The sequence below is a fragment of the Streptomyces sp. NPDC043680 genome, assembly GCF_056436685.1.
On sequence record NZ_JBWKCE010000004.1, the window covers coordinates 466,954 to 488,418 of the forward strand.

General features: G+C 73.8%; 22 protein-coding genes. 5 read left to right on the forward strand and 17 right to left on the reverse strand.

What is annotated here, in order from left to right:
* The first annotated feature begins 55 nt into the window (after nt 1-55).
* Nucleotides 56-400 (forward strand): STAS domain-containing protein, encoded by a 345-nt coding sequence (locus AC0666_RS11815; protein WP_468579042.1) that lies wholly within the window; start codon nt 56-58, stop codon nt 398-400.
* Between the two features lie 28 nt (nt 401-428).
* Here the strand turns inward: AC0666_RS11815 and AC0666_RS11820 are convergent, their stop codons facing one another.
* Complete coding sequence (locus AC0666_RS11820; protein ID WP_468579041.1) at nt 429-800, reverse strand: ATP-binding protein; 372 nt, start codon at nt 798-800, stop codon at nt 429-431.
* Nucleotides 801-994: 194 nt separating this feature from the next.
* On the opposite strand from AC0666_RS11820, the gene AC0666_RS11825 reads away from it, so the two are divergent.
* Complete coding sequence (locus AC0666_RS11825) at nt 995-2,461, forward strand: aminotransferase class I/II-fold pyridoxal phosphate-dependent enzyme (protein ID WP_468963818.1); 1,467 nt, start codon at nt 995-997, stop codon at nt 2,459-2,461.
* 9 nt (nt 2,462-2,470) lie between these two features.
* Here the strand turns inward: AC0666_RS11825 and AC0666_RS11830 are convergent, their stop codons facing one another.
* The 8 genes from AC0666_RS11830 to AC0666_RS11865 all read right to left on the reverse strand — a co-directional run bounded on the left by AC0666_RS11830 (nt 2,471) and on the right by AC0666_RS11865 (nt 9,054).
* Complete coding sequence (locus AC0666_RS11830) at nt 2,471-4,036, reverse strand: FAD-dependent oxidoreductase (RefSeq protein ID WP_478707520.1); 1,566 nt, start codon at nt 4,034-4,036, stop codon at nt 2,471-2,473.
* Nucleotides 4,037-4,086: 50 nt separating this feature from the next.
* On the reverse strand, nt 4,087-4,710 hold the full coding sequence (locus tag AC0666_RS11835) for a nucleoside/nucleotide kinase family protein (RefSeq protein WP_468963820.1): 624 nt from the start codon (nt 4,708-4,710) through the stop codon (nt 4,087-4,089).
* A 40-nt stretch (nt 4,711-4,750) separates the two neighbouring features.
* Nucleotides 4,751-5,431 carry a M15 family metallopeptidase gene (locus tag AC0666_RS11840; RefSeq protein ID WP_468963821.1) on the reverse strand — a complete coding sequence of 227 codons (681 nt, stop codon included), beginning with the start codon at nt 5,429-5,431 and terminating at the stop codon, nt 4,751-4,753.
* An 80-nt stretch (nt 5,432-5,511) separates the two neighbouring features.
* Entirely contained in the window at nt 5,512-5,742 is a 231-nt protein-coding gene (locus AC0666_RS11845; RefSeq protein ID WP_468963822.1) for a hypothetical protein, read from the reverse strand.
* A 191-nt stretch (nt 5,743-5,933) separates the two neighbouring features.
* On the reverse strand, nt 5,934-6,125 hold the full coding sequence (locus AC0666_RS11850) for a hypothetical protein (RefSeq protein WP_468963823.1): 192 nt from the start codon (nt 6,123-6,125) through the stop codon (nt 5,934-5,936).
* Between the two features lie 170 nt (nt 6,126-6,295).
* The gene (locus AC0666_RS11855; RefSeq protein WP_468579030.1) at nt 6,296-6,490 is read right to left on the reverse strand and encodes a hypothetical protein; all 195 of its coding nucleotides are present in this window, start codon (nt 6,488-6,490) and stop codon (nt 6,296-6,298) included.
* A gap of 107 nt (nt 6,491-6,597) precedes the next feature.
* Nucleotides 6,598-8,115 (reverse strand): glycerol kinase GlpK, encoded by a 1,518-nt coding sequence (glpK, locus tag AC0666_RS11860; RefSeq protein WP_468963824.1) that lies wholly within the window; start codon nt 8,113-8,115, stop codon nt 6,598-6,600.
* An 84-nt stretch (nt 8,116-8,199) separates the two neighbouring features.
* Nucleotides 8,200-9,054, reverse strand: coding sequence for an MIP/aquaporin family protein (locus AC0666_RS11865; RefSeq protein ID WP_361718115.1), 855 nt, complete (start codon nt 9,052-9,054; stop codon nt 8,200-8,202).
* A 355-nt stretch (nt 9,055-9,409) separates the two neighbouring features.
* Here AC0666_RS11865 and ppk2 point away from each other — a divergent pair, with 355 nt between their 5' ends.
* Nucleotides 9,410-10,357, forward strand: a complete 948-nt coding sequence (gene ppk2, locus AC0666_RS11870) for a polyphosphate kinase 2 (RefSeq protein ID WP_468964310.1) — start codon at nt 9,410-9,412, stop codon at nt 10,355-10,357.
* A gap of 10 nt (nt 10,358-10,367) precedes the next feature.
* Here the strand turns inward: ppk2 and AC0666_RS11875 are convergent, their stop codons facing one another.
* From AC0666_RS11875 to AC0666_RS11885, 3 genes are all read right to left on the reverse strand, one after another.
* Nucleotides 10,368-11,240 (reverse strand): SDR family NAD(P)-dependent oxidoreductase, encoded by an 873-nt coding sequence (locus AC0666_RS11875; RefSeq protein WP_478707521.1) that lies wholly within the window; start codon nt 11,238-11,240, stop codon nt 10,368-10,370.
* Nucleotides 11,237-11,833, reverse strand: a complete 597-nt coding sequence (locus AC0666_RS11880) for a TetR/AcrR family transcriptional regulator (RefSeq protein ID WP_478707522.1) — start codon at nt 11,831-11,833, stop codon at nt 11,237-11,239. Before AC0666_RS11880 ends, AC0666_RS11875 begins: the two co-directional genes overlap by 4 nt.
* A gap of 91 nt (nt 11,834-11,924) precedes the next feature.
* The gene (locus AC0666_RS11885; RefSeq protein WP_468963826.1) at nt 11,925-12,275 is read right to left on the reverse strand and encodes an STAS domain-containing protein; all 351 of its coding nucleotides are present in this window, start codon (nt 12,273-12,275) and stop codon (nt 11,925-11,927) included.
* 135 nt (nt 12,276-12,410) lie between these two features.
* Between AC0666_RS11885 and AC0666_RS11890 the strand changes: the two genes are divergently transcribed.
* Nucleotides 12,411-12,686, forward strand: coding sequence for a nuclear transport factor 2 family protein (locus AC0666_RS11890; RefSeq protein ID WP_468963827.1), 276 nt, complete (start codon nt 12,411-12,413; stop codon nt 12,684-12,686).
* Between the two features lie 46 nt (nt 12,687-12,732).
* Here the strand turns inward: AC0666_RS11890 and AC0666_RS11895 are convergent, their stop codons facing one another.
* From AC0666_RS11895 to AC0666_RS11915, 5 genes are all read right to left on the reverse strand, one after another.
* Nucleotides 12,733-12,999: a hypothetical protein gene (locus tag AC0666_RS11895; RefSeq protein WP_468579020.1), complete on the reverse strand. Its 267-nt coding sequence runs from the start codon at nt 12,997-12,999 to the stop codon at nt 12,733-12,735.
* A gap of 28 nt (nt 13,000-13,027) precedes the next feature.
* On the reverse strand, nt 13,028-13,414 hold the full coding sequence (locus AC0666_RS11900; protein ID WP_468963828.1) for a VOC family protein: 387 nt from the start codon (nt 13,412-13,414) through the stop codon (nt 13,028-13,030).
* An 80-nt stretch (nt 13,415-13,494) separates the two neighbouring features.
* The gene (locus tag AC0666_RS11905) at nt 13,495-14,454 is read right to left on the reverse strand and encodes an ABC transporter ATP-binding protein (RefSeq protein ID WP_468963829.1); all 960 of its coding nucleotides are present in this window, start codon (nt 14,452-14,454) and stop codon (nt 13,495-13,497) included.
* Nucleotides 14,451-17,201, reverse strand: a complete 2,751-nt coding sequence (locus AC0666_RS11910; protein ID WP_478707523.1) for a hypothetical protein — start codon at nt 17,199-17,201, stop codon at nt 14,451-14,453. Before AC0666_RS11910 ends, AC0666_RS11905 begins: the two co-directional genes overlap by 4 nt.
* Nucleotides 17,198-20,542, reverse strand: coding sequence for an FtsX-like permease family protein (locus AC0666_RS11915; protein ID WP_478707524.1), 3,345 nt, complete (start codon nt 20,540-20,542; stop codon nt 17,198-17,200). The genes AC0666_RS11910 and AC0666_RS11915 overlap by 4 nt, the downstream gene beginning before the upstream one ends.
* Nucleotides 20,543-20,733: 191 nt before the next feature.
* Between AC0666_RS11915 and AC0666_RS11920 the strand changes: the two genes are divergently transcribed.
* Nucleotides 20,734-21,438: an ABC transporter ATP-binding protein gene (locus tag AC0666_RS11920; protein WP_468963832.1), complete on the forward strand. Its 705-nt coding sequence runs from the start codon at nt 20,734-20,736 to the stop codon at nt 21,436-21,438.
* Nucleotides 21,439-21,465 lie beyond the last annotated feature (27 nt).

Below are 21,465 nucleotides of genomic sequence, written 5' to 3' on the forward strand. Positions count from 1 at the left end.
GGAACGTGCATACTCCCCAGTGGAGGCCGCACATGTGACGATCAGGGGAGGCAGAATGACCGGGGCAAAGGACGCACACCGGGAAGGCGTGGTGGGCGACAGCTATCCGGCGGGGTCCGGCTGGGTGGTCGCAGCCCGCGGAGAACTGGACCAGGACACGCTGGCCCCTCTGGAGGAGGCCCTCGCCGCGGCCGCCGACCGGTCCCGGCTCGTGGTGCTGGACGCCGCGTCCATCACGTTCGGCGACTCCTCGTTCCTCAACCTGCTCCTACGGCTGCACCGTCTCACCGCCCTGCGCATCGCCGCCCCCGGGGAGCAGCTGTGCCGGCTGTTCGCGCTCACGGGCGCCGACACCGTCCTCTCCCTGTACCCGAGCGTCCAGGACGCCCTCCGCGCCTGATGTCCCCGTCCCCGCACGAGCACGGCCGTCAGCCGGCGTGCGGGCAGGGTCGGCCCTCGGGGCGGAAGCAGGCGGTCACCGCCTTGCCGCCGTGGCACGCGTGCACGTCCATGGAATCCGCCAGGACGTCGACGATGCCCAGCCCCCTGCCGGACCCGGCGCTCGGGTCGGCGTCGGCCTTGCGCGGCCGCGGCAGGCGGGGGTCGGCGTCGGCGACGCTCACGTGCAGGCAGGTGCCGTCCCAGGTCAGCACCAGATGGGCGGTGGTGGCCGCGTGCAGATGGGCGTTGGTGACCAGCTCCGAGACGCTGAGCAGGACCGCATGGGCGGTATCCGAGGCCTCGCCGTTCCACTGCAGGGAGGCCAGGTGTTCGGCGGTCCACTGCCGTGCCGCTCTCACGCCCTCGGAAACCGGGAACGAACGTGCCCATCCCACTGCCTTGACCGCCAACGTCCTCACCTCGCTTCTGCCGTCGTGCCGTTGACCACCGGCTCGTCTACCCCGCCTTCGGCCGCCCACCCGCCGTCCCCCCGGCCAGGTGACGAGGACCGGCCCGCGGTTTCCGCCCCGGGGAACCGGGCAGGCGGCTGCGCATGGACCAGTCGAAGGCCCCCGTACTCGAAGCCCTGGCCGACTACCACGCGCAGGGCCAGACCCCGTTCACCCCGCCCGGACACAAACAGGCCCGCGGAGCCGACCCCCGCGTACGGGCCGTCCTCGGTGACGCCGTCTACCACTCGGACGTCCTCGCCACCAGCGGCCTGGACGACCGGACCTCCTCCGACGGCATCCTGCGGGAAGCCGAGGAACTGATGGCCGACGCCGTCGGCGCGGAGCACGCCTTCTTCTCCACCTGCGGCAGCTCCCTGTCCGTGAAGTCGGCGATGCTTTCGGTGGCCGGGCCCCACGAGAAGCTGATCGTCGGCCGCGACGCCCACAAGAGCGTGGTCGCCGGGCTCATCCTGTCGGGCATCGAGCCCGTCTGGGTCGACCCGCAGTGGGACCCGCAGCTCCACCTCGCCCACCCGCCGTCCCCCGAGGCGTTCGAGGCCGCCTTCGAAGCCGAGCCGGAAGCCCGTGGGGCGCTGGTGACCAGCCCCACCCCGTACGGAACCTGCTCGGACCTCGCCGCCATCGCCGAGGTGTGCCACCGCCGCGGGGCGCCGCTGATCGTGGACGAGGCCTGGGGTGCGCACCTGCCCTTCCACCCGGGGCTGCCGACCTGGGCGATGGACGCGGGCGCCGACGTGTGCGTCACTTCGGTGCACAAAATGGGATCCGGGCTCGAACAGGGCTCGGTGTTCCACCTCCAGGGCGACCTCGTGAAGCCCGAGGTGCTCAGGAGCCGCGAGGACCTGCTCGGCACCACCAGCCCCTCCGTACTGATCTACGCCGGCCTCGACGGCTGGCGGCGGCAGATGGCCCAGCACGGCCGGAAGCTGTACGACGACGCCCTGGCCCTCGCCCTCACCGTCCGCGAACGCATCGAGGCGCTCGACGGGCTGCACGTCCACGGGCGGGATGACTTCTGCGGACCCGGCCGCGCCAGTGACATGGACCGCCTCCAGGTGATCGTCGACATCACCGGCCTCGGCACCACCGGCTACCGCGCCGCCGACTGGCTGCGCGAGCAGCACCGGATCAACCTCCACGTCTCCGACCACCGCCGCATCAGCGCGCAGCTGACCCACGCCGACGACAAGGACACCGCAGAGACCCTGCTCACCGCCCTCCGCGACCTCGTGGCACACCGCGACGAGCTCCGCACGCAGCAGCGGGTGAGCGTCCCGCCACCGTCGCGGCTGCGGCTGGAGCAGGCGCGACTGCCACGGGACGCGTTCTTCGGGCGTACCGAACAGGTCCCGTGGGAGAAGGCGGACGGCCGGATCGCCGCCGAGATGCTGACCCCGTATCCGCCGGGCATTCCGGCGGCCCTGCCGGGCGAGCGCCTCACCATGGACGTGCTGACGTACCTGCGCACCGGCGTGGACGCGGGCATGGTCGTCCCCGATGCGGTGGACACCGAGGTCAAGAGCGTGCGGGTGCTGCGCGAGGAGTGAGGGTCGCCGTCAGGGCCTGTCGGGCCACTGCCACTCCGCCCCGTTGATGTCGGGCCGGTCCAGGGGCCGCAGCGCGGGACCTTGCAGCACCTCGCCGTCGATCCCGAACCGCGAGCCGTGGCAGGGGCACTCCCAGGTGCGTTCCGCATCGTTGAAGGCGACGAGGCACCCCAGGTGGGTGCAGGTGGCGGACACGGCGTGCAGCCGGCCTTCGTCGTCGCGGTGGACCGCGCACGGACGCCCCCGCACGTCGACGACCGCCGCCCCGCCCGGCGGCAGCCCGTCCGCCTCCGACAGGGCGCCCGCGGCCAGCGCCGCGAGACGGTCCCCGACGAAGTGCTTTCCGACCTGCCACTGGGTCTTCGCGAAGGAGGGCGCCGCCCGCGCCACGGACGCCATCCGGCGCGGGTCGTACAGTTCCGCCCAGGCGGGCGGCTGACCGTCGACGAGGGCGCGCAGCAGTTGGCCGGCCAGGACGCCGCCGCTCATGCCCCAGCCGCCGAAGCCGGTCGCCACGTACACGTGGGTACTGCCGGGGTGGAAGAGGCCGATGAGCGGCACGGTGTCCACGGGGGCGTTGTCCTGGGCCGCCCAGCGGTGCGTGACGGTGACGCCGGGGAAGCGCTCCCGCACCCAGCCCGACAGGCGCTGGTAGCGGGCCTCGACCCCGCCGTCACCGGGAGTGAACTCCTCGCCGGTCACGATGAGGAGCCGGCGGCCGTCGCCGTACGGGGCGGTGCGCACGGAGCGTTTGCCGTCCTCCCGGGTGATGTACATGCCGTCCGGGTCGCGGTCGGCCGGCAGCGGCCCGGCCACCACCAGGTCCCGGTGCGGGGTCAGCCTCGTGAACATCAGGGCCCGGTCGAACACCGGATAGTGCGTGGCGACGATGACGTCCCGGGCCACCATCGTCACCCCCGCGTCGGTGGTGACCCGGCAGGGCTCGCCCTCCGCCAGATCGACGACGCGGGTGTGCTCGTAGACCTCGCCGCCCTGCGCGATCACGTCCTCGGCCAGCGCCCGCAGGTACTTGCGGGGGTGGAACTGGGCCTGGCCGAGCACCCGTACGGCGCCCGCCACCCGGAAGGGCAGGCCCGTGTCGGTGACGAAATCGGCCTCCAGCCCGGCGGCCCGGGCGGCCTCCGCCTCGGCGCGCAGCGCCTCGACCCCCTCGGGTTCCTCGCAGTAGGTGTACGCGGAACGGCTCTCCAGCTCGCAGTCCACGCCGAGAGTGTCGGCCACCTCGCGGACCCGCCGCAGAGCCGCGCTCTGGGAGTGGGCGTAGTCGCGCGCCGCTTCCGGCCCGGCGGTGCGCCGCAGCTCAGCGTAGACGGTCGTGTGCAGCGCGGTCAGTTTCCCGGTGGTGTGACCGGTGACCCCCGCGGCGAGCCGTCCCGCCTCCAGCACCGTCACGTGCCTGCCCGACCGTGCCAGCTCCCAGGCTGCGCTCAGCCCGGCGATCCCCCCGCCGATCACGACGACGTCCGCGGATGCGGGGTTGGTGAGCGGCGGATGCGCGGGCACCTCCACGGTCTGCATCCAGTGGGAGGGAGCGAAGTCGGTGGTGTGGTTCATGCCGGGCGTCTGCCCTCGATCGCGGCGGCGATGCGGTGACCCGCACGCACTCACTCCACGACGAGGTCCGCGCGCATGCGCCCCGGCGCGACCAGGCGGGCGTTCGCCTCGTCGGAGCGCGCCACCCACTGCCGCGCGTACGCCTCCTCCTTGCCGTGGCGCACATGGCGCTCGACCAGCCGCCGCACCCGCAGCCCGTCCTGCGGGGCCAGGAACCACACCTCGTCGAGCAGCGCCCTGACCTGCGCCCACGGCCCTGCGTCGAGCAGCAGGTAGTTCCCCTCGGTGATCACCAGGGGGACGGCCGGATCGACCCGGATGCTCCCGGCGACCGGCTCCTCCAGCGAGCGCTCGAAGGCGGGTGCGTAGACGGCCTCGGCGGCGTCCGCGACGCCTGATGCGCGCAGCCGGCCCAGCAGCGCCTTGTACCCGGCGGCGTCGAAGGTGTCCGGCGCACCCTTCCGGTCGGCCCGGCCCAGGCGCACCAACTCGGCCTGGGCGAGGTGGAATCCGTCCATGGGCACCACCACGGCCAGCTCCGGGCCCAGCGCTTCCGCCAGCCGCACGGCCAGCGTGGACTTGCCCGCACCCGGCGCTCCCGCGATCCCCAGGATCCGCCGGCCACCCGCCGCCGCCAGGCGGCGGGCCCGTCCCTCCAGCTCTGCCCTCTCCATCCGCCCATCCTGCACCCCCGCCCCGCCCGACCGGGGAGCACTAGGTGCCGTCGGTGGAAAAGTGCTGGTAGTCGGGGGGATGCCAGCGGCCTCCCCACTCCCATCCCACGTCCTCGAAGGCCCGGGTGACGGCGTCCCCCGGGCGGATCATGCCGGGCCCGGCAGGGTCGCGGCGCAGATGGGACCGGCCCGCGGAGGGGTGCGCGGTGCCGTGGCGGTCCACGTACGGGTTCTCCACCGGGTTGATGTCGACGGCCATGCCGTACGCATGCCGCGAGAGGCGCCCGGGGTCGCCGGTCACCTGGCGGCAGTTGAAGGCGGAGGTGTTGTCATCGGCCATCGACCTCCGGTCGTCGCCGCCGTACGCCGCCGCCGGCCGCATGCGGCGGATCGGGAACCCGGCCTCGAAGGCCTCGCCGAACACGTGGAGGAGGGGCCGGACCGCGTCCTCGTGCACGAGGATCTCGCCCCGGTGGAGCGCGCCGTCGAAGCCCCAGTGGTTCATCCGGATCAGCCGCAGCCGGTCGGGTGCGACCGGGCAGCCGGGCCGGTACGTGGCCGCGAGTGCGGACGCCGAGGCGACCGTCACCTCCGCCGCCAGTTCCGGCCGCGGCATGCGGGGCGGCGGCCCGGCCGGGGCCGGCCCCGCACAGGACAGTGCGGCGGTGCACCACACGCCGACCGCCGTCACCACTGCCGGGGTGAGGCGGCGCAGCGCCACGCGGTGAACGGTCCGGACGCGGCCGCCCGGGTCCGCCGTACGGACCGGGCGGCCGGCCGGGCACGGAGCCGGCCGACGCATCAATCGCCGGTCGACGTGCCGCGCTTCCCGGGCCCGTCCTGCTGCCGCGCTTCGTCGGACTGCTTGTCGGCCGCCGTGTCCGACGAAGACTCGCGCTCCCTGCGGCGCCGGTCCATGATGGACGGCTTCACATGGGGCCTGCGGCGCTCGCGGTCTCCCTCGTCGTGCAGTGGCGCTCCACCGGCGCCGCCCTGGTCCTCCATCGCGGACTCCTCTCGGATCTCCCCCACCTGCCCCCTGATCCTGTCGGCTGGCGGCTGCCCGGCCGCCGACCGGCCAAACCTGCGCACCCCGGGACGGGCCGCCCGGGCGTGCTGTCCGGCAGGCCGTCGCCGGGCCGGGCGGGCCCGGTCCGGCGCGGAGCCCCGGGCCCGACCGCACGCCGCGCGTAGGCCGCCTGCTGCCCGCGCACTCCCGTCGGTCAGGGGCGGCACACGGCTGCGGGCGACCCGCGGCCCGGGCCCTCGGCGCGCATGCTCCCCGTCTGGTGGAACCAGTAGTCGCCGGCCGCGACGTAGCGGCCCGGTTCCGTCCGCCTCCCGTCCTGGGGCACGGCGTCGGCCAGGGCGGCGACGAGTTCGGTACGGAGGGTGGGCGGCGTGCCGTCGGGCATGGACAACTCCTCGGTGAGGCCAGGGGTACGGGGTACATTCCCGGAGTTCATCCTTGGGCCAGACCCGCCGCGCCGCATCCCGAGACCGCGACGACGCACCGCCTTCACCCGTGCGTGTGCGCCGCCCGGCGCCGACGAGGCCGTCGGCGCCGGGCTCGCTTGCGGCTCGCTCACCGTGCTTCGCCGGCGGGCCGACCGGCCCCGCCCGTGCCCTGAGTTCGGGCCCGGGGAGTACGGGTCGCGGGGGCGCTGCCGTACGGGCGGGTGTCGAGCTCCGTCGTCTCCTCCTTGAGCTCCTGGATTATCTGCTTGGCCCGCTCCTTGAGCTTCTCGGCCTTGTCCTTCGGTGCTTCCCTCTTCGTCATGCCTGCCCTTCCTCGTTAAATTCGGGCTCGTTGCGTTCGGGCTCGCTCCGTTCGGGCTCGCTCCGTTCGGGTTCTGCCGTGCCGGGGCCCTGTCCGGGCCCGTGGGCTCAGGCGACCTCGGCCCAGTTCAGCGTCCGTTCCACGGCCTTCTTCCAGCCCGCGTAGCCCTCCGCGCGCTGCTCCTCGGTCCACTGGGGCTCCCAGCGCTTGGATTCCTGCCAGTGCGTGCGCAGTTCGTCGCTGTCCCGCCAGAAGCCGGTGGCCAGCCCGGCCGCGTACGCGGCGCCCAGAGCGGTGGTCTCGGCCACCACCGGGCGGCTGACCGGCACCCCGAGGACATCGGCCTGGATCTGCATGCACAGGTCGTTCGCCGTCACGCCGCCGTCGACCTTGAGCACGTCGAGGTGGACACCGGAGTCCTGTTCCATGGCCTCCACGACGTCGCGGCTCTGGTAGCAGATGGCCTCCAAAGTGGCGCGCGCCAGATGCCCGTTGGTGTTGTAGCGGGCGAGGCCGACGATCGCACCGCGGGCGTCGGAGCGCCAGTACGGGGCGAACAGGCCCGAGAAGGCGGGGACGAAGTACATCCCGCCGTTGTCCTCGACGGTACGGGCCAGCCGCTCGCTCTCCGCCGCATCGCCGATGACCTTCATCTGGTCGCGCAGCCACTGGACGGCGGAGCCGGTGACCGCGATGGAGCCCTCCAGCGCGTAGATCGCCGGGCTGTCACCGAACTGGTAGGCGACGGTGGTCAGCAGGCCGTGCTGCGAACGGACCAGTTCGGTCCCGGTGTTCAGCACCAGGAAGTTGCCGGTGCCGTACGTGTTCTTCGCCTCGCCGGGCGCGTAGCAGACCTGGCCGACGGTCGCCGCCTGCTGGTCGCCGAGGACCCCGGTGACCGGGATCGCGCTGCGCAGCGGCCGGGACGTACGGGTCGCCCCGAAGGCCTCGGGGTGCGAGGACGGGCGGATGGCGGGCAGCATGGCCCGCGGGACGCCGAAGAAGCCCAGCAGCTCGTCGTCCCAGTCCAGGGTCTCCAGGTTCATCAGCATCGTGCGGCTGGCGTTGGTGACGTCCGTGGCGTGGACTCCGCCGTCCGGGCCGCCGGTCAGGTTCCACAGCACCCAGCAGTCCGTGTTGCCGAACAAGGCGTGCCCGGCCTCCGCCGCCTCGCGGACCCCGTCGACGTTCTCCAGGATCCATTGGATCTTGCCGCCGGAGAAGTACGTGGCGGGCGGCAGGCCCGCCTTGCGGCGGATGACGTCGCCCTGCCCCGAGCGGTCCAGCGCCGCGGCGATGGAGTCGGTACGGGTGTCCTGCCAGACGATCGCGTTGTAGTACGGGCGCCCGTTGCGCGGGTCCCACACGACGGTCGTCTCGCGCTGGTTGGTGATGCCGATCGCCGCCAGGTCCTCGGCTTCCAGGTTCCCGTGCCGGAGGGCGTTCTGGATCACCGAGTTGGTGCGTTCCCAGATCTCCACCGGGTCGTGCTCCACCCATCCGGAGCGCGGGAGTATCTGCTCGTGCTCCAGCTGGTGCTTGGCCACCTCGTTGCCGGAGTGGTCGAAGATCATGAAACGGGTGCTGGTGGTTCCCTGGTCCACCGCGCCGATGAAGTCCGCCATGGCGGTTCCCGCCTCTCCTGTGGGATGGGCTGCTGGGACGGGCTGCGTCACGCAGCGCCGGGGATGCTGTGGGCCAGTGCCCGATCAGGTCTCGGATTCGTCCGGTCCTGGCATGCGTCCGGGCGGTTCCGCCTCTGCCGTCGGGAGGTACCTGCCGATGAAGAACTTGTACAGGGCCGCGCCGACCAGGGCTCCGATCAGGGGACCGATGATCGGCACCCAGAAGTAGAAGTTGCCGTACTGATCTCGCCATGCACTGCCGTACCCCGTGATGAAGCTGGCCAGACGGGGCCCGAAGTCACGGGCCGGGTTGATCGCGTAGCCCGCGTCGGTGCCCCAGGCCATGCCGATTGCCACGACGATCAGGCCGATGATGAACGGGGCCAGGTTGGCGCCGGGAGGTGTGTTGAACAGGTCCGTTACGGCCAGGATCAGCAGCATCAGGATCGCCGTCCCGATGATCTGGTCGCGGAACGCTCCCCACTCGTGGACCGGAAGATTCGGATTGCCGTTGGCCGGCAGGGTGGAGAACACGCCCTGCGTCTTGATGGTGTGGCCGGGATCCGCCTTGGCCAGCGCCTCACTGTAGTTCCAGCGCACCAGCAGGGCCGCGACGAAGGCGCCGGCCGTCTGGGCGAGGGCGTAGGGAGCCACACGGCTCCACGGGAATCCCTTGAACGCCGCGAGTGCCAGGGTCACGGCCGGGTTGAGGTGGGCGCCACTGAGCCGTGCGGCGACGTAGACGCCGAGGGTGACGCCGAGGCCCCAGGCCCAGGCGATGCTGTCGTGGTTACCGAGGCCGCCTGGCGGGGTGGTGAGCGCCCCGCCGGCGACCACCTGTGCCACCACGCCCACGCCGAACAGGATGAGGATCATCGTGCCTGCGAATTCGGCCGAAAGTTCTCCGATCAGGCCGGACCTTTTGAGCCGCTCAGCCATGGGGGCCCCGCTTTCCGCCGGCCAAAGCCGGCTGTCAAGCCGCGATATGGGCGGAGAAGTATTTCCTTGTGGACTTCGCGAGGTGGGGCTCCATGGAATGCACGCATCCGCGCGATTCACATGGTCACTCGATTCACCTGGTCACTCGTTCACGGGCTCGTGAATTGTGCGAAGTCGGCGATGCCCTCCGGGCCGTCCTTCCGCACACCGCGGTGTCTGCCGGAGTGCTCCGGCCCGGGGTGGGGCCTGCCTCTGCTCCAGCGTACGTGCGATGGCGGTACCTCACCTGTGCGCGGCATGACGGGCCGCGGTGGGGTATACGCACGGCGTGGAAGGTCTCTCGGTGAACGACGGCATGCCCGGCGATGCGCAGCAGCAGCTGCTCCAGGGGCTCAGCGTGGACGCGAGCCGCCCCGAGCAACCCGTGCTGCTGGACGCCGAGGGCGCGGCGATCCAGACGTGGCGGGAGAACTATCCGTACGACCGCAAGGTGCGCCGCGCGGAGTACGAGCGGGCCAAGCGCATCCTGCAGATCGAGATGCTCAAGCTCCAGCGGTGGGTGAAGGAGTCCGGAGCCCGGGTGGCCGTTCTGTGCGAGGGCCGGGACGCGGCCGGAAAGGGCGGCACCATCCAGCGGTTCACCGAGCGCCTCAACCCCCGCGGGGCGCGCATCGTCGCCCTCGACAAGCCCACGGAACGCGAAGCGGGGCAGTGGTATTTCCAGCGCTACACCGCCCATCTCCCCTCGCCCGGGGAAATCGTCTTCTTCGACCGGTCCTGGTACAACCGGGCCGGGGTGGAGCGGGTGATGGGTTTCTGCAGCGAGGAGCAGTACCAGCTCTTCCTGCGCCAGTGCCCCCTCTTCGAACGCATGCTCGTCGAAGACGGGATCCACCTGATCAAGTTCTGGTTCTCCGTCTCCCGCTCCGAGCAGCGCACCCGCTTCGCCATCCGCCAGGTGGACCCCGTACGGCAGTGGAAGCTCTCCAGCACCGACCTGGCCTCCCTCGACCGGTGGGACGACTACACGGCTGCCAAGGTGGACATGTTCCGCGCCACCGACACCGCCCACGCCCCGTGGACGGTGGTCAAGAGCAACGACAAGCGCAGGGCCCGGCTGGAGGCCATGCGCAGCCTCCTGTGGCGGCTCGACTACGCCAGGAAGGACCCGGCGGCGGTGGGGGAGCCGGACCCCCTGATCGTGGGCGCCGCCGACACCCTCCTGGAGGCCGGGGAGGAGACGACGTCCCTCTCCCCGACCCCCCTGGCTCCCATCCCGAAGCACACCGTGCGCAGGCCCTGAACCGAGTGCCTCAGCGGGCCGCCGCGGCAGCCGTCGACCGAGGGGCCGGCAGCGGGAAGTTCCGCCGCATCACGGCGTCGAAGGCGGAATCCGGCAGGGCCCGCTTGGCCAGCATGACGGTGCGGGCCAGCGCCCCGATCGCGTACCGCGCCCGCGGCCGGCGCGCGGTCGCCGCCCGGACGATCACCTTCGTGGCCGTCTCGGCCGGAACGGCACCGTTGCGGCGGCGGAAGGTGCGCCGGGCGTACATGTCCGCCAGCTCGGCACGGAAGCGGCCGTACGGGTCGGCGGGGTCCGCTTCCGCGCCCATGGTGGCGACCGCCGTCGAGCCGAACTCCGTGATCGTCGGCCCGGGCTGGACGACGGTGACCTCGATGCCGAACGGGGCCGCCTCCAGGCGCAGCGAGTCGCTGATCGCCTCGACCGCGTGCTTGCTCGCGTGGTAGAAGGCCCCGCCGGGCGGGGAGAACCGGCCCGCCATCGAGGAGATGTTGACGATCCGGCCGCGCCCCGCCCGCCGCATGCCCGGCAGCACCAGCTGGGTCATCCGGACCAGCCCGAAGACGTTCGTCTCGAACTGGTCGCGGATCTCCTGCGCCGTGGCGGCCTCGACCGGTACGTGCAGTCCGTACGCGGCGTTGTTGACCAGGACGTCCACGCTGCCGTGCGCCTCCTCGACGTGCCGTACGGCAGCGGCCATCGAGGCCTCGTCGGTCACGTCCAGGGCGAGGGTCGTGATGCCCTCGGCGGCCAGTTCGGTCAGTGCCTCGGGCCGCCGGGCGGTGGCGTACACGCGGTGGCCGAGCCGGTGCAGGGCGAGCGCACTGCTCCTGCCCATGCCCGAGGAGCAGCCGGTGATCAGAACGGACTTCGGGGAGGTCATGCGGGGGCCTTTCGACTCAGGAGGTCCCAGACGGCGTCCTGCGCCCGGGTGAGTGCCTGGGGGGAGAGCCGGGACAGCCCGTCGGGGCGCTGCTGCCTCAGCAGCCCGGTGAACGCCCCGACGGCGAGTGCGATCAGGTGCTGTGCGTCTCCGTCCCGGATGGCGCCGGCCCGTTGGCCGCGCTCGATGAAGTCGCTGCCGACCCGGTCGATCTCGGCGGCGAGTTCCCGGCTCTCCGGGGCGAGGAAGGTGTCGTGCTGCTGGTGCTCCAGGAAGACGAACGCGTCCAGGTGGGCGGAGGCGTAGCGGGTGAGGCCGGCCCAGAAGCGGTCGAACTCCTCGCGGGTGGATGCGGCCGGACCGCCCTCCGCGAGAGCTCGGGCCATCTCGTTGAGCAGGGCCCTCTTGGCGTACTGGAACGCGGCGTTCCCCAGCGCCTCCTTGCTCGGGAAGTAGCGGTAGATGCTGCCGACCCCGACCCCGGCGCGCTGGGCGACGGCGGGCATCTGGGTGCCTTCGTAGGTCCGCTCGGCGAAGAGGGTGATGGCCGTGTCGAGGAGCAACTGGGCGAGGTCGGGCTTGCGCGGGGTCACGGAATGAATGTTCATTCCGCCGCGTGTCCACTGTCAAGCCCCAGGGGGCGATGCATGGGGGCCGATGAGTGCGGAGCCTCGCGCGGGCGGTTCAGGCGGACCGGGCCCGGGCCCGGGTGCGCGCTTCGGTGAGGGTGGGCGCGATGTCCAGTGCGTCCTCCGAGCCGGACATCTGCAGCAGCTCGGCGAACTGCTTCGGTACCGGGCCGGCCACCACCAGGCTCTCCTCCCCGTGTGCGGTCAGCAGCACGTTGAGCAGCGAGGAGTCGGCGAACGCCACCTGGGTGATGTCGACCACCCGCCGCGCCCCCTCGCGCGCCGCGGCCGCGAGGACCTCCTGGAGCGGGGCGACGCTGTCGACGTCGAACTCGCCGGACAACACGACGGCGCGTACCCCGTCCTCGTCGAGCAGGACCTGCACCCGCGGACTGTCGTAGGTCATCCCGTGCCGATTCCTGTAATTCATTCCGGTTCGTCCCCTTCCGCGTGCCCATACCGGAGCCGGCGAAAACAGCACCGGCCCGAGTCGGTCCGCTCGGCCCAGTCGGCCGACGGCGCCGCATGCCGCCCGTGCCGCATGCCGGCTGTGGAGCAACAGCCGTACCGAGGGAGGAGGCCGTCATGGCGTCCGAAGTCGACGCTCTCGCGGGAGTACCGGTTCGAGGTGATCGCCGCCGGTGCGAGCGGGGATCTCGCCTATACCGTCGGGTTCGAGCACAACACCGTCCCCGTCAACGGCAAGCCGACCACGTACACGCCGCGGACCACCCGTGTGTACCGCCGCGAGAACGGCCGCTGGCGCATCGTCCACCGCCACGGCGACCATCCGCCCGAGGAGCCGGGCGCGCGGTGAGCCGGGGCGGCCGCCGGACGCGCCCCCGGCGTACGCGAACACCGGCTCACAGCGCGTGGAGCGCCGCCTCGCACGCGTGGCAGCGGCGGTCCTCGGAGGCCGGCGGGTACCAGGGCTCGCCCGGGGCGCCGGGGCTGTAGTGGGCGTGTTCCATGGGGTCGGTGTCCAGGCCGCAGAGCGTGCGGGGGAGGGGGTCCTGCGGTACGTCGGGGTCGGCTCCGGCGGCGTGCACCGCGACCACCACGGGCTCGACGCCGTCCGGGCCGAGGGCCCGGTCCGCCGCCAGCTCGAACAGCACGACGATCGATCCCATGCCCGCCGTCCCGGTTCCGGTCCGCGGCCTAGGAAGCGTCGCCCTGCTGGATGACCGAGAGGATGTTGCCCGCAGGGTCCTTGAACCACGCGATGGAGGGTCCCGGCGGGTTCTCCCGGGCGATGCCCTTCGCGTCCTGCCCGAACCCGTCGTACCGCTCGAACGTCACACCCCGTGCGGCCAGGTCGTCGACGGCCCGGTCGATGTCGTCCACCGGAAAGTTCAGCACCGTGAACGTCGCGGGCGTGTGGTTGTCCTTCGGGTAGAGCAGCACGGAGGTGTCCCCGGCCAGATGCAGGAACAGCATGCCGTTCTCCTCGGTGACCCGCAGCCCCAACGTGTCACCGTAGAACTGCTTCGCGCCCTCGACGCTGTCGACCGAGTACCCGCTGAATGCCCTGCTGTCTCCCAGCATGGTGGATGCCCTCCGTTCCCCCGGGAATCGACCGGCGCCCCCGCGCCCCATTCTCCCTCCGATCCGCCCCGGTCACCCGTTCACGGCGCCTCCATGTCGTCGCGGCGGACCTCGATGCGGTCGGAGGCCAGATCGACCGCCACCCGGTCCTCCATGCCCAGGGCCTGCAGGAACTTGTACGGGAGCTGCACGCGGCCGGTGCGGTCGAGCATGACGTACTCGCGCTCGCTCACCGACTCCGTCCCGTGTTCGTCCGTGACCGTCCGCCGCAGCACCTCGCTGCTGGTGCGGCCGTCGCGGATCGCCACCGTACGCCGGACCTCGCCCGCCACGAGCGGGTCGTGGGTGACGATCACCACGGTCGTGCCGAGTTCCCGGTTCACGGTCCGGAAGGCCTCGAAGACGGCGGCTCCGGTCTCGGAGTCCAGTTCGCCGGTCGGCTCGTCCGCCAGCAGCACCGCGGGGTTGTTCGCCATGGCCACCGCGATGGCCACGCGCTGCTGCTGGCCGCCGGACAGCTCGGCGGGGCGGCGGTCAGCCAGCCCGCCGATGTCCAGGGAATCGAGGAGCTCGGCCACCCGCACGGCCCTCCGTGCAGCGGCCTTGCGCCCGCCGCCGCGCAACTGCAGCGGCAGAGCGATGTTCTGAGCAGTCGTCAGGAACGGCAGCAGATTGCGTGCCGTCTGCTGCCAGACGAAGCCCACGGTCTCGCGCCGATAGCGCAGCCGGTCCCGCCCCGACATCTCCAGCAGGTCGTAGCCGCCCACCACGGCCTTTCCGGCGGTCGGCACGTCCAGGCCGGCCAGGATGTTCAACAGCGTCGACTTGCCGCTGCCCGACGCACCGACCAGCGCGATCAGGTCCCCCTGCGCGACGGTCAGTTCGAGCCCCTGCAGAGCCTGCACCTCGACCCCGGCCGTGGTGAAGATCCGGACCAGGCGGTCGCAGACGATGGCCCGGCCCTCGTCGCGGCCCGGCGGCCCGGCTGCGGCCGACGCCGTGCGGCGCAGCTCCTCGTACGTGGGCGCTTCGCTGTTCAACGCTGGTCTCCCGCTCTCAACTCGGTGGTGATCTGACGGCGGCCGGACGTCACGGCCTCGGCGCACACGGCCAGGGCCACGAGCGCGGCCAGGCCCAGCGCCTGCCCGAGCACCGGCCGCACCGCCACCCGCAGACCGGTGGGCACCGCTGCGCCCACCAGGGTGCTCAGGTCCACCGCCGGAGCCAGCAGGGCGACGGCAGCGGCTGCGAGCAGCCCGCCGCCGAGGGCGGCGGCGACCCCCTGGGGCAGCGCCTCCGCCAGGATCAGCGCCACGCCCTGCCGGCGGCGCAGGCCCATCGTGCGGAGCCGGGCCAGCAGCGCCGCACGGTCGGGCGCCGCCCGGACCAGGGTGAGGAGCACGGACAACACCGCGAGGCCCGCGGCGCCCGCCAGGGACGCCTCGAACAGCCGGGCTGCCGAGCGCTGCAAGGGGTCGCCCGCGAGCTCCGCGTTCACCCCCGCGCTGGTGCGGACGCGGTACGTGTCGAGGACCGCCGCCGGGACGTGGGCGCGTACCACCTCGTGCAGCCGGTCGTCGTCGACCGCACCGACCGCGAACCAGTGCGTGGGCCGGGAGGCCTTCGGGTACTGGGCGGTGGCCGCCGCGGCGGGCAGGACGACGAAGGCCCTGCCCTCCGGCAGCGCCGGGGTGCCGTCGACCACGGCAACGGCCTTCGCCCGCAGTTCCTCGCCGTCGGCGAACCGCACCCGGTGCACGCCGCCGGTGGCCCGCTTGAGCAGGTCCCTGCTGAACAGGGCCGGTACGGACTCGGGCGAACCGCCGTCGAGCAGCGCGGGATCGAACCGCCCGCGCCCGAGGGTGCGGGCGATCTCCGCGTACTCCACCGGATCGGCGACGACGACGGTGGCCTTGACGGAACCCCGGTCGGTGTCGAAGACGTACCCGTCGGCGTCCACCCATGCGGTGAGCGAGGCCCGCACCCCCGGCAGCCGCGCCGCCGCCTCGGCCAGCGACTGCGCCACGGGGACCCCCGAGGGCGGTGCGATCTGCGCGTCGCCGCCCACGCCCTCCCGCGCCGCCTGCAGCCGTACGGTGTCCACGGCCGCCAGCACGGTGGCCCCGAACCCGCCCGTGGTGACGGCGAGCAGCAGCGCGATCAGCGGGAGCACCGAAGGCCTCGCCCGCCCTGCCGACCCCCGGGCCGCGCGGGCCAGGCCGAGGAAGAGGACCAGGCCGGACCTGCGTCCCGCAGCGCGGGCCGGCGCCCCGACGAGCACCGGCAGGAGCCGCGCCAGCAGCAGGCCTCCGGACAGCGCGAGCAGCAGCGGGGCCGCCACCAGCAGCGGGTCCGGATCCTGTCCGGCGGGGGAGATGCCGCGGCTGCGCACCTCGAACACGGCGGCGGCCGTGGCCGCCAGGACCAGCAGCTCGCCCACCAGACGCCGGCGCGGAGCGGGCGCACGCGGAGGCGACAGCAGGAGGAGGGCCCGTACGGGGAAGGCCGACAGCAGCACGAGCGCGACGCATGCGGCCGAGACCAGGGAGGGGGCCCACCGGGGAGTCGGCAGCAACAGCGCGGCGAGCCAGGCGGCGAGCGCGGCGGCCGGCAGCACGGTGACCGCCGCCTCCCCCAGGAGGCGTCCTGCGATGCCGGCGCGGGAGCCGCCCCTGGCCGCCAGCAGCCGCAGCTCGTCCTCCCGCCGGTCAGCGGTCAGCCCGGCGGCCAGGCACAGCACCACCAGGGCCACCCCGGCGAGTCCGGCGGGCCCGATCGCCGCGAGCGGGGCCGCGGCCTGCCGGCGGGCCCGGGCCTCGGTGAACAGCTCGGGCAGGCCCGAGGCGACGCGCAGGTCCGGCCGCCCGGACCGCACGGCCAGCGCGGTCGCGGTCGGACCGGCCAGGAAAGCGGAGATTTCCTTCTCGGTGGCGGCCAGCCGGTCGGCGCGCAGCGTGCCGGTGTCCACCGGAAGGCGCCAGAAGTCCTCGGAGCGCTCGCCCCAGGAGGCCGGCCGGTCGAGGGCCTGCGGGCCGACGAGCGCGTAGGCCTGCCAGAACACCTTCGGCAGGGACCCCCTGGTGCTGATCCGGCAGGCGCGGACGAGGCAGCCCAGATCGGTCCAGAAGGCCTCGCCCGGGTCGTTGACGGCATACAGGCCGACGACCTCGGCGCCGGCCGGGTCGTCGTTGCCCGGGGAGCGGCCCTCCAGGACCGTGCCGACCTTCGCCCCGAGGGTGTCGGCGACGCTCTGCGACAGGGCGACCTGGACCGGCCCGCCGGGAGGGCCACCGCCGGGCCACCGTCCGGCGACGAGCCGCGTGTGGGCGCCGCTCTCGCGCAGGTGGAACAAGTTCAGCACGGGGTCCACGCCCTCGGGCCGGGCCAGTTCCGGGTTGGCCAGGGAGCGGCCGCCCACGGCCCGGGCGCCGTGCACCTCGCCGTCCGCCGACAGGGCGAACCCGTGGCCGGCGGACGCCCGCAGGACGGACAGGATGCGGTCCAGGTCCTGCGCATTCCCGCCCGTCTCGCGGGACTTGGAGGTGGCGAACAGACTCGTACCGCTCGTCCCCTCGTGCTCCAGGAAGGAGCGCAGGGCCTGATCCGCCCCCCGGTCCGCGGCGCGGGGCAGTCCCGCGCCCAGCAGGACGGCCACGAAGGCGAGCGCGGCCCCGAGCAGGGCGGTCAGCGGCGCGGTGCGCAGCCGCGTCCGCACCCAGGGGGCGGGGCGGGTGCGCGGTGGCCGCGGTGGCGACGACCGCCGGGGCGCGGCGGACGGGCTGCTCACATCTCCTCCACGGACCGCAGCCGGGCGGCTGCGCTTGAGGCGTTCCGGTTGCGGCGGCCGCCCCACAGGGCCGACAGCAGGGGCAGCACGGCAATGTACGCCGCCAGCAGCATCGTTTCCCCGGTCGGCAGATCCACGACGACCCCGGGTACGGGGCGTTGGCCGGCCGACGTCAGCACCATCAGCGGCACGGTCAGGTGCACGATGGCCGCACCCAGCCCGATCCCCACGGCGGTGGCGAGGACCACCAGCACACCGCTCCCGGCAGCGGCCGTCCGGGCCAGGGTCCGGCGCGGGGCACCCAGGGCCAGCAGGACGGCGAACTCCCCGGCCCGCTCCCGGGTGTCGGCCGCGGCGGAAGCCGCGAAGCCGATCCCCGCCAGCACCGCACAGGCGAGCGCCAGGGCCGCCAGGGCGGCCTGCGGTCCGGCGCTCAGCGGGTCGTCCAGCAGCCCGGCGAGCACCTGCTCGCGCAACCGGACCTGCTGCGTCCCTCCGGCCCCGGAGCGCAGCTCGGCGGCGGCCAGGGAGGGGGCCGGATCGCCGGCGGAGGCAGCCGGGAGCCACCACTCGGCGGGCGCGGGCAGCGCCTTCGCGCCGTCGGCCGCCAGCCGGTGCCCGAGGGTCCGCAGGTCGACCGCCAGGGCGGTCCCGCCGGCCACGGGCAGGGATTCCACGGCTCCGGTGATCCGCACCCGCACGGTGTCGGAGCCCAGCGGTACGGAGACCACGTCGCCGACGGCCGAGCCGGTGCCGGCGAGGTACGCGCGGGTGGCGAGCGCCGGGGTCTCGGCGGCGGGCAGGACGCCCGTGGTCACCGGGACCTGGAGGTCGCCGTAGTCGGAGGACCGGTAGTGCAGCCGCAGCAACGCTCCCTCCGGCGGCCGGAGTTCGCCCGGCGGCCGGGCTTCCCCGCCGCTCTTGGCGTTCTCCGCCCCCGCCAGGTGCCAGGCGGGCACGGGCGCGGGCAGTGCAGTGGCCCGGCCGTCAGGAGCCTCCGCGACCGCGATGCCGCGCACCGCCAGCTCGGCGTCGACGGGCGGCGGCTTCTTCGCATCGCCGTACTGGGGGGCGGGGGCGGTGAAGGAGAGGACGATCCCGCCGATGTCCAGCGGAGCCGCGGCGGATCCGATCGGAGCGTCGGCCAGCTCGGCGATGTCGACCGAAGCAGTGCCCTCGCCGTTCACCGGAAGCGGGGCGGGCGGCGTCCGGTAGGTCAGCCCGAACCGGTCGCGCAGCAGGAGGCCCAGCCGCGGGCGGCCCGCCTCGACGGGCGCCGTGACGGACACGTCGAGGTCGATCCGCTGCGTTCGGGCGGGCAGGGCGAGACCGGTGGGCGCGGGGGGCCCGGCGGGGTGGTTCGCCGCAGCCGAGGGGCTCCCGGTGCCGGGTGCGGGCGCCGTCAGCGGGCCGAACACCTCCCGCATGCTGCGTCCGTCCCGCAGATCGGCCCGCAGCGGCACCCGTTCGGCCACGGCCGCGGCGTCCAGGGCGAGGACGGTGGCCGCCCCGCCGCTCGGCAGCGCGTGGTCGTAGCGGACCACCGGGATCACCTTGTCCCCGCCCGGCAGGGAGGCGTAGCGGCCGCCGCGGCCCAGGGCGGACAGATCGCCCCCGATGAACCGCAGCCCTCCGGCGGTGGCGAACTCGGCCTGGTCGCGCTGGGATCCGGTCCACGCACGGTGCTGGCCGAGGGCCAGGACCCCGCTGGAGACGGCGAGGACCAGCAGCAGTACCGGGCCGGTGGCCTGCCGGGGGCGGCGGGCCAGCTGCCAGCCCGTCAGGGCGGGGCCCAGTCCGCGGCCCCGCACCGCCATCCGGCCGCCCAGCCGCGCGGCGAAGGGCAGCACCCGCAGGACGAGCGCGGTGCCTGCACACAGGGCCAGGGTGGGCGCGGCGACGAGGACCGGGTCGACCCCGGACCGCCCGGCTCCGGTGGCCGCCCGGCTGCCGTCCGCGCCGTACCGGGCGAGCTGCGCGTAGGCGAGGACGGCGAGCGCCACCAGCGCGAGGTCCCCGCCGGAGCGGACCGCGCCGGCCACCACGGCCTGCCGGGCTCCGGTACGGCGCAGCGCCGCGGTGGCCGCCCCGCGCAGGACGGCCGGCAGCGCGGTCAGCAGGACGCAGCCCAGGGCGCAGCAGCCGGCGACCAGCCAGGTCGACGGGGTCGCGGAGGTGTCCGGGGCCACCTTCGCCAGCGGGCCGGACCGGGTGAGCAGCCGGAGCAGGGGAGGGGTGAGCAGCGGGGCCAGGACGGCGGCGGGCAGGGCCAGGAGCAGCGACTCGAAACCGGTGAGCAGGCCCAGCCGTCGGCGCGAGGCACCCCGGGCGGTGAGCAGGATCCGCTCGGCCTCCTTGCGCTCGGCCATGAGGTACGCGACCAGCAGCAGCGCGGCCGCGGCCAGCACGGCGAGCTGAAGGGCGCCGACGAGCAGCGTGGACCGGGCGACCCGCTGCGCCGACTCCAGTTCCCCGAGCAGCTCGGGCAGTTCGGTGACCGCCTTGATTCCGGCGGCTCCCAGCGGGGCCGCGGTGGCGTCGGCGTTCGGGGCGGCGGTCCGCAGGCCGGCTGCCGCCGCGCGGACGGCCTCGATGTCGGCCGGCCCCGCGGCGGAGAAGTCGGCGGTCAGCAGACCGGCCCGGCCGTTCTGCGGCAGGGTCCCGCCGGTGAACGCGGAGTCTTCGGTGAGCAGGGGCCCGTACGTGGTGAAGCCGGACACCTGGACCTCACGGCCGCCGAGCGGGTCGAGCCGCCAGTACGGGGAGTCGGGATCGGCCGCCCGGTAGACGCCGGTCACCTGCACGGTGAGCGGGGACCCGCCGTAGCGGTCGTCGAGCCGGACCTCCGCGGGCAGCGCGCCGGCGCCGAGTCCCAGCCGGGCCAGCAGGGCCTGCGGGGCGGCGACCTGGATCGGGACGGAGGGGTCCGCCAGGGGCTGCGGCCACCGGCCCGCCAGGAGCCGCGCGCGCGAGCGGTCCAGGGCGGCGAGCAGAGTGAGATCGGCTTCCTTGCCCGGGGCGTGGGCGCCGGGCAGCCCGTACGAGCGACTGCGCGCCACGCTCTCGACGGCGACGGGAAGCCGACCGAACAGCCGGGGGGCGAAGGTTCGTACGGCCTCGTCGTCCTTGGCGCGCGCCCCCGCCGCGTGCTCGCCGGTGACCACGACGGTGGTCCTGGCGTGCGCGGGGCCCCGCAAGGCCTGGCGGAGTCCGGCGTCCGACACCACGCGGGTGAAGGCGAGCAGCGCGGTCAGCGTGGTCGTCGTGATGAGCACCGTGAGCAGCACGGCTGCAGCGAGCGGCAGGCGCCCGCGCAGTCGGCCTGCGACGAAGCCGATCATGGTGTGTCCCTCCCCCTGTCCGGTGCGCGAACACCGGATAGCGGACGATGTTTTCAGAAGTGATCGCGAGGCGGAAGGGACTTGCGCGAAGGATGTGACGGATGAGCAAATTCAGCAGGTAATCGAAAGACAGGGGGGTCGGGCGGGGTGCAACCACCCGTGCCCACCGCCGAACCGCGGGGGAGCCGGCCATGACGCAGGAACAGACCACCACGCCCGGGCCCATGGTGGCCGTGCGCGACGTGCACCGCACCTTCGGATCCGGGGAGCGGACCGTCCACGCCCTGCGCGGTGCCTCGTTCGAGATCCGCCACGGTGAACTCACCGCCCTCAAGGGCCGGTCGGGCTCCGGCAAGACCACCCTGCTCAACCTCGTCGGCGGACTGGACACCCCGACCAGCGGCAGCATCTGCCTCGACGGCACCGACCTGGCGACCCTGGACGAGGGGGGACGGCTCGCGCTGCGCCGCGACCGGATCGGTTTCGTCTTCCAGTCCTTCGGCCTGCTCCCCGTGCTGACGGCGGCCGAGAACATCGGCGTGCCGATGCGCATGCGGAAGGTCCCGGCGAAGCGGCGCGAGGAGCGGGTGCGCACCCTGCTGGCCCTCGTCGGCCTGTCCGACCACGCCGAGCAGCTCCCCGGCGAACTCTCCGGCGGCCAGCAGCAACGCGTCGCCGTGGCCCGGGCGCTGGCCAACGAACCCGACCTGATCATCGCGGACGAGCCCACCGGACAGCTCGACTCCGAAACGGGCCGCTCCGTCATGGAGCTGCTGCGCGCCGCGGTGCGCAGCGAGGGAGTCACCGCCCTGGTGGCCACCCACGACCCGACCCTGATGGAGCTCGCGGACCAGGTGGTGGAACTGCGCGACGGGCGCATCGCCGTGCCGGTGTAGCCGTGGGCGGCGGCCCTGCCGGTACGG